General features: G+C 38.9%; 12 protein-coding genes. 1 reads left to right on the top strand and 11 read right to left on the bottom strand.

What is annotated here, in order from left to right:
- Nucleotides 1–92: 92 nt before the first annotated feature.
- Together Q0A08_RS08120 and Q0A08_RS08115 are read right to left on the bottom strand one after the other, a co-directional pair.
- On the bottom strand, nucleotides 93–1,406 hold the full coding sequence (locus tag Q0A08_RS08120; RefSeq protein WP_438466140.1) for a TolC family outer membrane protein: 1,314 nt from the start codon (nucleotides 1,404–1,406) through the stop codon (nucleotides 93–95).
- A 174-nt stretch (nucleotides 1,407–1,580) separates the two neighbouring features.
- Complete coding sequence (locus tag Q0A08_RS08115) at nucleotides 1,581–2,837, bottom strand: hypothetical protein (RefSeq protein ID WP_438466138.1); 1,257 nt, start codon at nucleotides 2,835–2,837, stop codon at nucleotides 1,581–1,583.
- Nucleotides 2,838–2,970: 133 nt separating this feature from the next.
- Here Q0A08_RS08115 and xni point away from each other — a divergent pair, with 133 nt between their 5' ends.
- Nucleotides 2,971–3,753, top strand: coding sequence for a flap endonuclease Xni (xni, locus tag Q0A08_RS08110; protein WP_438466136.1), 783 nt, complete (start codon nucleotides 2,971–2,973; stop codon nucleotides 3,751–3,753).
- Nucleotides 3,754–3,762: 9 nt separating this feature from the next.
- Here xni and Q0A08_RS08105 read toward each other — a convergent pair whose 3' ends face one another.
- From Q0A08_RS08105 to Q0A08_RS08065, 9 genes are all read right to left on the bottom strand, one after another.
- Nucleotides 3,763–4,611 (bottom strand): hypothetical protein, encoded by an 849-nt coding sequence (locus Q0A08_RS08105; protein ID WP_438466134.1) that lies wholly within the window; start codon nucleotides 4,609–4,611, stop codon nucleotides 3,763–3,765.
- Nucleotides 4,612–4,614: 3 nt separating this feature from the next.
- On the bottom strand, nucleotides 4,615–5,772 hold the full coding sequence (locus Q0A08_RS08100; RefSeq protein WP_438466132.1) for a methyl-accepting chemotaxis protein: 1,158 nt from the start codon (nucleotides 5,770–5,772) through the stop codon (nucleotides 4,615–4,617).
- A gap of 256 nt (nucleotides 5,773–6,028) precedes the next feature.
- The gene (locus tag Q0A08_RS08095; RefSeq protein WP_438466130.1) at nucleotides 6,029–6,343 is read right to left on the bottom strand and encodes a DUF3301 domain-containing protein; all 315 of its coding nucleotides are present in this window, start codon (nucleotides 6,341–6,343) and stop codon (nucleotides 6,029–6,031) included.
- A 300-nt stretch (nucleotides 6,344–6,643) separates the two neighbouring features.
- Nucleotides 6,644–7,183: a flavodoxin gene (locus Q0A08_RS08090; protein ID WP_438466128.1), complete on the bottom strand. Its 540-nt coding sequence runs from the start codon at nucleotides 7,181–7,183 to the stop codon at nucleotides 6,644–6,646.
- Nucleotides 7,184–7,263: 80 nt separating this feature from the next.
- Nucleotides 7,264–8,154, bottom strand: a complete 891-nt coding sequence (locus Q0A08_RS08085; protein WP_438466126.1) for a helix-turn-helix domain-containing protein — start codon at nucleotides 8,152–8,154, stop codon at nucleotides 7,264–7,266.
- Nucleotides 8,155–8,387: 233 nt separating this feature from the next.
- Nucleotides 8,388–9,761, bottom strand: a complete 1,374-nt coding sequence (locus tag Q0A08_RS08080; RefSeq protein WP_438466124.1) for a sigma-54-dependent transcriptional regulator — start codon at nucleotides 9,759–9,761, stop codon at nucleotides 8,388–8,390.
- Nucleotides 9,758–11,824, bottom strand: a complete 2,067-nt coding sequence (locus tag Q0A08_RS08075) for a sensor histidine kinase (protein ID WP_438466122.1) — start codon at nucleotides 11,822–11,824, stop codon at nucleotides 9,758–9,760. The genes Q0A08_RS08080 and Q0A08_RS08075 overlap by 4 nt, the downstream gene beginning before the upstream one ends.
- Nucleotides 11,825–11,900: 76 nt before the next feature.
- Complete coding sequence (locus tag Q0A08_RS08070) at nucleotides 11,901–12,851, bottom strand: AEC family transporter (RefSeq protein ID WP_438466120.1); 951 nt, start codon at nucleotides 12,849–12,851, stop codon at nucleotides 11,901–11,903.
- 88 nt (nucleotides 12,852–12,939) lie between these two features.
- The gene (locus Q0A08_RS08065) at nucleotides 12,940–13,617 is read right to left on the bottom strand and encodes a response regulator (protein ID WP_046019002.1); all 678 of its coding nucleotides are present in this window, start codon (nucleotides 13,615–13,617) and stop codon (nucleotides 12,940–12,942) included.
- Nucleotides 13,618–13,631: the final 14 nt, after the last annotated feature.

Genomic DNA, 13,631 nt, shown 5'->3' with positions numbered 1-13,631 from the left:
TTTTTGTTTAGCTCAATGTATTTCAAATGATTGTTTATAGAAGGCACAAAAAAGGATGCCAATAGGCATCCTTTTTTGTGCTAAGCAAAGAATTAGTTAACTAACCAAGTATTTAACTCTTTGATTTTGTCTTCATCAAGCTCGCCTGTGTATTCAAGCAAGGACATTTGTTTTACCGCAAAGCTGTACCTTAATTGCTCTAGTGTGCCTTGAGAATTGTACAAATCAGACTGCGCGTCTAATAGTTCAACAATGTTACGTGTGCCCACATCGTAGCCTGCTTGAGTCGCTTCTAATGAGCTGGCGTTTGAGATAATCAGCTGTTTCTGTGCTGCAATTTGCGCCACAGAAGTTTTTAGATCTCGGTACAAAGAGCGAACCGCTAGTTCCGTTGTTTGTAATTGATCTTCTAGGTTCTCTTCAGCGGCAACGGCATCATGAACAGATTGTCTCACTTGCGCATTGATTGCACCGCCTTGATAAAGAGGAATGCTGACATTAACGCCAATAAATGCTGCTAGGCTATCGCCATCACCGCTTGAGGTTGGTGACGTGTCACGATCAGAACGAGTAAGACTACCTGAAACCGTCACCGTAGGAACACGGCCATTAGACTTTTGAATTTCAATATTAGTCAAAGCCGAGTCGTGAGCCAGTGCTAGTGTTTTTATGTCGTTATTTTGTTTTTTCGCCAGATCCACATAAAAACCCGCTGTCTTGTCTGTGTCCATTTTAATTGGGTAGTTCTTAGATAAATCTGGAACATCAGTAATGAGTTTGCCTGTTAATTGACGCAGGGTTTCTTGAGCGTTAATCATATTGGCTTCAGCGCTGATAATATCAACAATGTTTGAGTCGTACTCAGCTTGAGCGGTATGTAAGTCAGTAATAGCAACCTGACCCACTTCATATTGCTGTTTCACTTGATCAAGTTGGCTCGCTGTGGCTTTAGCCTGTTGCTTGGCGGTATTGAGATTCGACATTTCAGTTAACAGATCAAAGTAAGCTGAGATGCTCTCAAAGCTTAAGTCTTCTTCGGTATTCGCATAGGTCACACCAGAGCTTTCAAAACCGATTTCAACCGCATCAACCGCATACCCTAGAGCAGGAGAGTAAATAGGGTAATCTAGGTTGACTTTTAATGAGTTGGTATTGGTATCAGAGTCACCCGAATCTGCGCTTGTATCTGTGTAACCAAGGTCAGCATCAAATGAAATATTAGGGAATAAACTCCCCTTGGTAATCACAACGCCTTCTTTCTCAGACTCATAAGAGGCTGCAGCAGAGCGCAAGCCTGGGTCATTGATTTTAGCAAGTTGGTAAACTTCTAATAGGTTTTCAGCTTGGGCATTCATACTAGAGGCCGTAGCTAGGGTGATAAGAGAGGCGATAATGGTCTTTTTCATATGAATACTTCAGCTCAATAAAAGTCGTATTATTAAATTTCGATTAATAAATTAGGGTTAATAAATTTTGATAATGATACTTAGATTGTAGGAGTCTTTCACTTGTCAAAATGGAATATCAGATATGTCTAAAATGTAATACTTCAGGGCCTCTTTAAAGAGGCCCTGAAGTCTTTAGTGAGTAAGGTTTAACTTATATTGAATCTTGATTTTTTCATTAGGTACGAGTTGGTAACTTAGTTTCAGTCTATGAGCTGAACGCATTTCAAGTTGAGTCAGAGGTAGCTTAGATAAGTCTTGGTAATCTTCAATCAAGCCGTTAGCATTATGAAAAACGTCAATGTTTTGGTTTTGATTGGATAAATTGTTGACGGAAAGTTGCCAAGTTTGAGTCGCAGGTAGCTTTAACGAGCTTGCTTCTACCAAGGTTAACTCAGCTTCAATATCTTGGCTTTGATTAATCTTCAAAGTCACTTGGTTACCTTGCCTTAAATGCTCAAGCTGTGTAATGCCTGCTGGTAGTAGGTAATCTTTATACTGCCAATAGGTTTGATAGTTACCAGGCATCGCATCTTGTTCTAATATCAGGTCAGCCCTTTGCTCAAACTGTATTCCCTGTTGTGCTTTCGATCTTGGGTTTGGGTATAACTCAGCAACAGAGCGGATTTTATTTAATTTTAATTTTTGTTCTTTAAAGGGAAAGAGTAGTGTTTGTCTCGCACCTAAACGAATGTCTTGATTGGTAGGCACCGTAATTTCATTTTTAACATAATCTACTCCAGATGACTCAGTAGCCATATCATTCATCTGAAGGCCTCTCGCCATTTTCATACTGGGCTGAGGTGCATGATGGCTCTGTTTAAGTTGAAGGATAGGATGGGCTAGCTCAAGATCTTTATATGAAGCATTTTGAATCAAAGCACTTTGTTTTAAAACGGCATACTCGTCATCAAGAAAAATACTAAGTTGAGGCTGCCAGCTAAGATCATAAGTTTGATAAGTAAATTTATCATTGAGGGTAAACAGCGGGGTTAATTTTGCTGCTTGGTAGTCCATTACTAGGTTGTAGTCTGAAAGGTGGAGTTGCATAACTTGTCCAGCAACTAAGAGTTCAAATAATTCTCGGTTACTGCGTAATAAACGACCTTCGTAAGTTTTTTGATTCTGACGGTTTATGACTTTAACTGGCTGATTAATATGCCTTTGCCAATTTTTTCCATCGTCATAAATTCGGCCTAAATCTATGGGTTGAGTATTAATGAGTGGTATGATGCTGCCCTCAATAGACATAAAGGATAGCTCTGCTTCTTGATCAAGCTCCTCAATTAATTGACTGCTGTTTAGGCCTATTGCGGCCTTTATTGTATTTTCAGCAGCAAGTTCAAGTGGAGCGATTAATAAGAAGCAGGCAGGAATGTAGTAAAAGCGCATGATATTTCCTTATAAATGTCGATATGAACGTCAGTTTCATCGGTTATCGGTCAGAACTAAGATGTTGATATTATTTCACTCTTGTACTGGATAATCTATGTACATTAATTAATCTAAAAAGTAAGGGTAGTGGGTGCAAAAGCGTTTCTTAATTATTGATGGGCTAAATTTAATTAGACGTTTATATGCTGCGTTAGAAAAAGAGATAGATCCAGTTCGGCGTATTGAACGTACTCAAAGTACGAGTATTGATGCTTTAAGCCGCTTGTTACATCAATTCGATCCAGACTATGCGGTTGTTGTTTTCGATTCAAACGGCCAAACCTGGCGGCATAAGGTGTTCCCTGAGTATAAACTAGGTCGAATTCCCATGGATGATATTTTGCTTAATGCTATGCCTGAATTTGCCAAACTGTTTCGTTTTAATAAAGTGCCAGCATTAAGATTAAGTGGTTGGGAAGCTGATGATTTAATCGCCACTTTAGCTGTTAAGGCTGCTCAGAATGATATTAAGTCCTATATCATATCAACAGATAAAGGTTTCACTCAGCTTCTAGGAGATACTAATATTTTGCAATATGACTACTTTGCAAGATTGGGATATGACAAAGAATGGGTATATGAAAAATACGGTGTGACTGCTGAAATGTTAGGGGATTATTGGGCTTTAGTGGGAGATACCACAAATAAGATTCCTGGAGTAAAAGGTATAGGTCCAAAAACGGCTGTGAAGGTTTTAGCACAGGCCAATACGGTTGAAGCCATTTATCAAAACCTAGAATCATTCGAGCCTAAAATGAAGCAAATGCTAGAGGGTGGCTTAGAGCAGTGCAAACTGAGTCGTTCGTTAGCACTGCTTAAAACAAATGTTGAAATTGGGGTTAAGTTATCTCAATTTAAATACATGAAACAATAACGCCAATGGCTATGCTCTCTTTCTTTGCTTAGGTTGTAATAAGACCTGAGCTTTTAACTCATTCAGGCCCATTTGAATGTTATTAAAAATAATATCAATATGAGAGCTAGCTTCAGTAAAAAATGAGTCTGGATTGCGGTTGCTTAGAACCTGATCTTCTACGGACTTAGTGACCTCTTCGATAAAATTGACTAAATTCTCATAACTTTGTTGTTGTAGCTTAGGTTTAACCTGGATTAAGTCTCGCTGTATTTTTCCCAAGGTAAACAATAGTAATAGCTTTTTATCTGCAGAGCAGTACTTAGTGTTTGTTACTTGTAACGTAATCGCTCTTACCTGTCCTATCGCTTCAGTTAATTTGGGCAAGGTCCTAACAAGGTCGTTAGCTAGGTCTTGTATATGTTGATCAGAGTGGGAGGTCAATGCATACTCATCAGCAATATCCCATAGGCAATCTAACAGTCGTTGAATAAGGCTAGAATGAAGGTGAAAGCTCTTATTTACGTCTTGAGTTGGGTTTACTAGTAAGGTTTCCCACATATGGTGAGACTTTTTGATAAGGCGTTTTAAGGCTTTATCTGTCTTATCTGGGGCAATCATAAGCTGATTATAATGCTGATTTATTTGTGTGCTAATTGCTTTTAGACTTGCTTGGCTAATGTCATGTCCATTAAGTCTGCCTGCATAAAGTCCTCTATGTTGTTGTGTTAACTTGATGACATCTATTATACGAGTAAGTGCAGCTAACCCTCTTAAGCTTTTGGCTTTTGCTTGTTTACGAGCATAGTAGAGTTTATAACAGGCGAATAACGTGAATAAGCCTATCAGTAAGGTGAAAAGAATAGGGCTTGTAGGCATAAATTAATCCTTATGAGATTCGAGTTTTTTTGAAAGCCAAGTTAGATAAGTCACCATTTCTTGTGTATCTCGACTGGACAAGCTGTTCTTTTCGCTTAGGTTTGCAATATTTTGAAGGCGTAAACATAAGTCATCATTCGCTTTACTAAAGTCGATAACGAAGGTGTTGGCAGTGATGGCAGCGTCATGCGTTTGACTCGCTGCAATCTGTATCTGCTTAAGTTGTTGGTCTGTTGTCTTGGTGGTTTGTTGGCTTTCTTGTTTGAGCTCACTGATACGCTGACTAGTGAGGTTGGATATTTGTACTTGAGTTTTAACTTGATCAATCAGATTGGTTATCTCGTCTGTGACATCTTGTGTTCGTGTAGCTAACAATCTGATTTCATTTGCCACTACAGCAAAGCCTCTACCTGCCTCACCCGCTCTTGCTGACTCTATGGCAGCATTGAGAGACAGTAGGTTTATCTGATCATTAATTAGGGTGATATTAGTTATGAAGTCCTTGATGTTCTGCGTGTCTTTATCTAATTGCTCAATATTGACTCTATTAGTTTTAATTTCATCATCAAGCTGAACTAAGGTTTTTGCTAAAGTATTTACGGCCGTTATACCTTGTGTCGATGCATTTTGAGTATCATCTGCTAACGTTTTAGTTTCTGTTATCTGGTTGGCTATTTGCGCAACGGTGCTATTCATTTCCTCCGCTGTACTCGTTATTGCATTGAGTGTGAGGTGTTCTTGGTTCGCATCTTGAGCAAGATGTGTGGAAGCTTGGCCTAGTTCGTCCGCAGTGTATTGTGTTTCACTTGCACAATTATCAATCAGTAGATTCTTTCTTTCTAACTGTCGTATCAGTAAGTTTATTTGGGTTACCAATTCATTAAAGTCGGTGTCATTACTAGAGAGGTTAATAGTTGAGAGTTTATTTAGGTCCTGAATATGATTACTTATGTTAGAAAGCCTTTGTTGGCCTAAGTAGAGTGCCGAAAGGCTTGCGTAGAGCAAAATAACTAAAGCAAGGAGGCTAATGAAAATTTGATCCTGATGGCTTGGGTATACAATTAGCAAAAAACAAATACAAGTAAGAAAAGTGATTAGTGTAAATCTGAGTGGATTTGAGATGGATGACATAATTGCTATGCCTGGATGAAATACCCTCATATGTTCTCCTTGATGTTTCGGCATAGGTGCTTGGCTTATGCGAAAGTGGGTTTACACTCTATAAGCAATAGCTATACCAGTCTGAGATATATAATAGGATCTGATTTTAAGTTATTGAATAATTTAGATTATTTTTGATTTTAAATCATATTGCTAAATATAAAAAAATATTGAGCGAACCGATTTGGTGCGCACAATAGAAAGAGAAGAAGTTGGAAGAGGGGGGTTATCGAAAGACTTATAAGCTCATACAGTTTTAAAAGTGGTGAGGGTCAAGGTTAATGGTTTCAAGTTTCTGGTTGATGAAGCAAATGTTACCTTGATATCTAGCTTCACCAGTAGAGGTAAACTCAAAACTGAATTGGCGCTTTATTTTTATCTGGCCTTTATGCCAAACGATGCGAGTTTTTTCTTGTGAGATGGTGTCATCCAGCAGCTGTACATTAAATTTTTTACAGTGCTGTTTTACTTGAGGGATAGCACTTTCTTTCACCGCTTTACCCAACCACCATAGATAAACGAATAATCCAAGGGAAAATAGAATAACTAGATCTGAAAGGGATAAGTTCATAACGTCGCAATTAAATAGTTTTAGTTGCTTAAGATTATGATAAATAACAAGAAGAAGTAAGCAGTTTTATGAAAAAGCCATGCTATTTTCATATTTATTATCAAGTTTAAGATAATAAAACGCAGACAACCTGGCAGGAGAGTTTAGGTTGCCTGCGTGCTTCACACTTGTACGATGGACTCAATAAAGACCAACATTGATATAAGGCGAATTTGGTCATTCGGGGCAGCGAATGAGTGGAGTTCCAAATTATGAGTCGTTTTGCCTCAGTGCATTATCAATGCGCCAGTCATAGGTCTTCTATTCAGCTTCAGCCATCATTTCAGCGTAAAGTTGGATGACCCACTGCTCAACACGTTCGTCAGTGAGTTCAAATTGTTGATCTTCATCGATTGCAAGACCGATAAATTGATCATTATTTTCAATACAAGCTCTTGAGGCTGTGAAGTCGTAACCTTCAGTAGACCAAGAACCAATAAAGGTTGCACCTGAGTTTTGAAGGTGCTCGTATATCCAGCCCATAGCATCGACAAAATAGTCGCCGTAACCAAACTGGTCACCCAAACCGTAAAGTGCAATTAGTTTGCCCTTTAAGTTTAGTGCTGCAAGATCTTCTCCTATGTCTTCCCAGTCGGACTGAATACCACCAAAGTCCCAAGTAGGAATACCTAAAATCAAGAACTCATATTGAGCTAGCGTATCAGCATCGATGTCGCTGATATTAAAAATCTCTGTTGTATGTCCAAGCTCTGTCCATTGTTTTGCAATTTTATGAGCAATTTCTTCTGTGTTGTTTGTATCTGTTCCATAAACAATGGCAATAGGTGTATCAGGTGACACTTTAACTCTCCTAACTATTTGGCCTAAACTTGGGCCATAAAATGGTTCTAAAAACGTATTCTAGAAATATGTTAAAGAACTTAATGTACTTGACCATACTGATTTGTAGGTACGCCAAACTGTTTAATAAACATAGCTTCAAACTGGTCTTCAGAAAAACCGGTTTTCGCCACAATTTCAGATCGCGAATAGTGGTCAGTACGTAACATAGCCGCGGCACGTTTTAATCTTATTTGATCTCGGTATTGAGTAACCGTTTGACCAACAAGATGATAAAAGCCCAATTCTAACGCATCAGCACTCAAACCTGCTTGGTATGCAAACTCAGTAAGTTCTTTCGTTATGCCAATATCTGCTTCTAGCAAATTTTGTACATTGAATAGTTTACTTTGGCATTCATTGCAGGACAACATGTGAGACAAGGTTTGCATCTGTTCTAGCGCTAAAAATGCAAAAGCATAGATCTGACCCACTAAACTAAGTTGCCTTTGAGTGTTATTTTCGATTAATGGCTTAATATTTGTATGGTTTTTATTTGTTATCGGTAAACAAACCACACTTTTTGTAGGGGCAATTTTATGCATAAGTGTCTTTAAAAAACCGATTAGACTCTCTTGCTTTTCATTCAGTGCACTAGCAAGTAATTCAGGTTCAAAATGAACTTGAATTAAGCTACGCACTTCATCTGCCTTTACTTCGAATTCGCCTGCGACATCATTATCAAAATAAGAGACTTGTAAGGAGTCCAAATCAGTTGGAGAGTAAACTGACTTTTTCCCTACTAGAGAAAAATATATTCCTCTTTCAGCCTGCTCAAAAAATACAGTGTCTTGAAAACACTTAATTTCTTGTTGCGTTAACGTTAAACCAGACATTAATTGATAGGTATTTTTATACCCTGAAAAAGTATCAGACATAAGTGATGATACTTCTCCTTCTTCGTTATAAATGTCATTAATGCTTACGCGCATTGGTCCTAACCTTTCGTATTTGATAATGATTACTATTTATAATATCAATCAAATGCAAATGCAAGTCATTCTCATTAAAAGTTTAATTATTTTAGGAAATGCTTAATTTAAGGCTTAATTTGTTTAGCGATTGAGGGAGAGGAGGGATGATTCTGCTAAAGCTATCCCGTCTTAGCAGAATCAAGCTGCTAGACGGGAGTGACTCTTAATAGCGCTTTGTTTAGGTCTTCATTTTAGCTTTCATCTAGATAGTCACTGCGATTCAGGCCATATCGTTGCATCTTTTGATTTAGTGTTCTTCTCGGTAAGTGTAAAAAGTCTAAGGTGCTTTGGATGTTCCCTTTAAAATCACGTAATGCTTGGTCTATTAAGTTTCTTTCGTACTCTTGAACCTTAACGCTTAAAGGAAGCGGCGACAGGTTGATATGTGAGCTTTGGGCTTGGTAGCCACTTAAAATTTTCACAATCGTACTGTTAGCTTCTAATGCATATCTTAGGGCGACATTTCTTAGTTCGCGCACATTACCAGGCCAGCCATAGAGCATGAGAGTTTCGTGGTCCATGGGGCTTAATGCTCGAAAGCTTGTGTTCTTTTCTGCACAAGCGAGTTGGCAAAAGTGCTCAAACAATAGTGGGATGTCATCGCCTCGTTCATGTAAAGGCGGCAGGTGTACCTGTGAGACATTAAGTCTAAAAAATAAGTCTTGGCGAAAGGCTTCTTGTGCTTGTAGGTTACCTTTTGCAGCGGCAAGTACTCTAAGGTCAACCTTAATAGATTTATTTCCACCGACTCGCTCTAAGGTGTTTTCCTGCAATACCCTTAATAGTTTGATCTGCATAGCTAAAGGCATGCTTTCTATCTCATCGAGAAAAAGGCTACCGCCGCTGGCCAATTCTAATTTACCTATACGTTGCTTCTGTGCACTTGTAAATGCACCGGCTTCATGGCCAAAGAGTTCGCTCTCAAACAAGTCTGCAGGAATAGCCGCACAGTTAATCGCCATAAAAGGTTTATCACGTCTATGGCTGTGCTCATGTAGAGCTTGCGCAACTAGCTCCTTACCACAGCCCGTGTCGCCGTAAATGATGACATTGGTATCAATTTGAGCAAAGGTTTTGATTTGTTCGCGAATGGCTTGAATTTCAACGCTTTTGCCAAGAATTAGCTCTTCAATGCCTTTTACATTTGCAAGGTAGTCTTTCTGCTGCCTTTGTTGAGCGTCTAGCTCCCTTTGAGCACAGGCTTTTGCCACTGTTTCTAGCAAACGATTGGGATCAAAAGGTTTTTCAAGAAAATCGAACGCGCCATCTCTTAAGGCTTTGACAGCCATGTCGATATCACCATGGCCTGTAATAAGTATCACGGGCAATCTTGGCGCGAGTGCAAGGAGTTGTGACATCAAACCTAAACCATCAAGAGGCTGCATTCTAATATCACTGATGACGATGGCGTTTCTGTTCACATCAAATTCAGCAAGTAAGGTTTGGGCGTTATCAAACTCTTGCACCTCATAATCGGATAACCGCAACCATTGTGCAGTTGTTTCACGAACGAGCTGGTCATCATCCACTAAGAGTAAGGTGGTTTTAGTATGCTTGGTTTTCAAAGGGTTGCCTGCTCCAATGTTAGGATAAAAGTAAGGCCAGAATAACTATTTTGTTCTGTAACAAGTGTGCCTTGCATGTCTTTTGCTAGGTTTGCACTGATAGCAAGCCCTAGTCCTAGGCCTTTACCTATAGATTTACTGGTATAAAAGGGTTCAAACAGGTGTAGTAAACTCGTTTCATCTACTCCTGGTCCGTTATCTTCAATGTTAATTTGCACCTTGTTATTAACTAATTGACTAGTAAAACTAATTTTTGCTGCAATTTTGTGCTCTATGCAGGCATCGAGAGTATTACTTAGTAAATTAGCAAAAATACGCTCTAAGCGAGTTGATTCCGCACTGACATATTTCTCGTCTAAGTCTATTTTAAGTTCCAGTTCATTTGCTCTATCGCCAAGGCTAATAAATGCTTTGTCGATACAATCTTCTAATCGAGTTGGGCCTAACTGTTCAGGTCTTTGGTAAGCGATTACTTTTAACTCACTGGTAAGTTTGTGCATTCGACCTATCATGGCTTCTACTTGGCTTAAGGTTGTTTGCGTTTCTTTAATCTGGTTTCTGTTAAGTAATAGCTCAGCGGTATAAACCAAGGTACGAAGCCCAGTAAGAGGTTGGTTTAATTCATGGGCAATAGCGGTAGACATTTGACCTATAGCGGCGAGTTTCTCCGCTCTCAATAACTCTTTCTGAGCTGCTTTTAATTCGTTGCTACGGGCCTCAACACGGCTTTCTAAGCTATTGTTTGCTGCAATCAAGGCCTGCTCAGCTTGTTTACGTTTGGAGATATCAATCAGAGTCACTAGGAAGCCGCTTGAATGTGCCCAGTTAATTGCAGAAATAGAAATAAGGGCAGGAAAGTTTTCTTTATTAGCACGTTTTAGCCAAATCTCTTGCTCCTTAATATTTGGAGCTTGATAAAAATCATTAAGGCTTAGACTCGGTTGCTGGTGGGTGCTTGGGTAACTTTTAGGTAATGCCAATAACTCACTTAAGTGTTGCCCAATTAGCTGAGACTGATGTCTGAAATACGCTTGGCCTGTTGGGTTAATAAATAAAATATTCCCAACATTATCAAGCTGAATTAAGCCCACATGGGTTTTTTCAATTAACGCTTTTTGTCTTTGCTCATTTTGTTCAAGTAGTCGCTCGTTTTCTATTTTTGATGCAATCTTTAGCGCTCTCTCGTTACGGTAAAGAGCAAATACAATTAAAAGCGACCCAATCATGAGGCATACAAAAGCAATGTAGTTTGCCGTTTGCTTACTGCTCTTCATGGGGGATAAATAATGAAGCTGCCATTCAAGGTCATCCAATATTACGCTATGTAGCATATAGTCTTTGTTTTCTATCTTGATTTGATAGGTCTTAGTGCCTTCAATGAGAGGGTAGCGTAACCCGGATTGCAGACTCTTTTTATCTCTGGACCAGTTAAGGTCATCATTAGCTAAAAAGAGGTTTTTCTCTCTGTCTGTTATGGCAATAATTTCGCCCGACACTGTCCAGCTTTCTATCAAGTGAGAGAGTTGTATTTGTATTGCAACGGCACCAAGTAACTGACCAGAACCATAGATAGGCGCAGTAAGTAATTGGGCCGATTGGGTGTATTCCTTGTTGTAGCCTGTTAGAAGGCCAGCTTCTCCCTGTTGTTTGATTAATTGTTTAGCAAGCTCTTTTTGGGAGAAAAAAGGGTCGAGTACGCTTTTACCTCTGTCATTGGTTGAGAGCAGAATATCGCCATCTTGATTAAGAATGAACCAGTCATTGGCGCCAGATACCTTGGCAATATCTTCAAGATAACCTCTCAGGTAAGGTGTTGGTTGAGGGTTAGATATGAACTCTCTAATGGCCGGGTTATCTGTCACGGAATAAGGCATATGACGGTATTCATTTAATTCACGCCTCAAATCTGCAACATAAGTTAATAGCTGATTTTGGCCTTGTTGATGTAGCTTTAGCATCAAAGCTTGGCTGGCAAAAAAGTGTGCAATGGCAAAGAGGAAGCTGGCAGCAAGTAGGCTACTGCTAATGAAAACTAATTTGTGCTTTTTATAGCTAAAATTCAAAATTTTATCCTAGCTAGGCTAATTGTGGGCGAAAGCGATTCAGTCCTAATATTAGATTAATGAAATAGAGCTTTAATCAAATTAGTCCATAAGTGCGCAGTAATGTAATACCTATACTGGTACTAATTAACGAAAACATAGTGGTTAATACTATGATGTTAGCCGCAAGTTTAGCATTTCCTGACATGGCTCTCACCATGATATAGCCTGCTGATGCTGAAGGGGCTGATGACATCAAAAAGATAACGCCAAGTTCCATGCCTCTAAAGCCCCATAGAATCCCTGCAAGGGTCAAAACCAAAGGCTTAATGATTAGTTTTCCAATGCTTGCCATTGAAGATAAAGGTAAGTCGTTTTTTAGCGCACTAAAACTCAAAGTGGCACCTGCACATAAAAGGGCAAGAGGGAGTGTCATTTGAGCAAAATAACCGCCTGTCTTTAAAAGGCTTTCAGGTAAGTTGATCTCTAAACTTGAAATGATCGTGGCGGAAACGATACTGATAATAAGTGGATTTTTAATAATACCTTTTAAGGTGTTTGTGATATTGGCTTGTTTATTGAAAGATCGATTTAACGTAATAACAGATAAAATATTGAATAGGACAGTGACACTGCCTAGGTAGATAGATGCAATAGAAAACACGCTGTCGCCATAGGCATTAACACAATAGGCTAAACCAATTATTCCCATGTTAGAACGAAAAGCGCCTTGTACTATGACGCCTCTGTCTGCCTTGTTTGTTACCAGTTTAGCACTGAGGAACTCAAACACTAAAAAGAGTATAAAAACACATGTCACGGCAAAGATTGGCAAACTAAAGTCGGTAGATTGAGTTAAATCCGTTTTAACAATGCTGATAAAAAGTAGAGCAGGGAGAGTGATATTAAAAACAAGCTTAGAGGCTACATCGATAAAATTATCATTAATCATCCTAAGGTAGCTTAGTAATGCACCTAGAGCGAGAATGAAAAAAATGGGTAAGGTAATGGAAACGGAGAAATTTAGAACCGAGAGAAAGCTTTCCATTGAGGGTCTCTGAGGCAAAAGAAAAGTTATTCAATAAGCCGTACAATACGGCATATTGAATATTAAATAACCAACTAGTTGTTGTTTTCTAGTCGTTATTTTCGAAGCGATAGCCTGCACCATAAACGGAATGGATAACATTCAATTCAGGGGCAACCATGGAAATACGCTTACGTAGCTTCTTAATGTGGCTGTCTATCGTTCTATCACTGACTACTCGGCTATCTGTATAAATACGCTTCATAATGATTTCACGACCGAATACACGGCCAGGTTCACTAATAAGCAATTGCAGTAGTTGGAATTCTACTGTTGTGAGATCGATTAACTCACCTTTATAAGTAACACGAAGTCTATCTACATCTAGTTCAAAGCCTTCTGTTTTAGGCTCTTCAATTTGGTCAAAACCAACACGTCTTAGGTTTGCTTTTACTCGTGCCACTACTTCTCTTGGGCTATAAGGCTTACAAACATAATCGTCTGCGCCCATTTCTAAACCAAGTAAGCGGTCAATTTCTTCAGCTTTAGCCGTTAGCATTATGATAGGCACATTACTAAATAAGCGAACTTGCTTGCAGATTTCCATGCCATCAAGACCCGGTAGCATAAGGTCTAGTAAAATAAGATCAACATGATTTTGTTTTAGGTAATCAATGACAATATCACCACGGTCTAGGTGATGGCTTTCATAGCCAGATTGAGCTAAATAAGCGGTTAGCAATTCAGCTAATTTAGGTTCGTCTTCAACAATTAATATTTTACTCATGATCTGCTTGATAT

Origin of the sequence: Marinomonas sp. PE14-40, from assembly GCF_051623805.1 — a bacterium.
Lineage (GTDB): Bacteria > Pseudomonadota > Gammaproteobacteria > Pseudomonadales > Marinomonadaceae > Marinomonas.
This window is presented reverse-complemented; position numbering and strand designations above follow the sequence as displayed.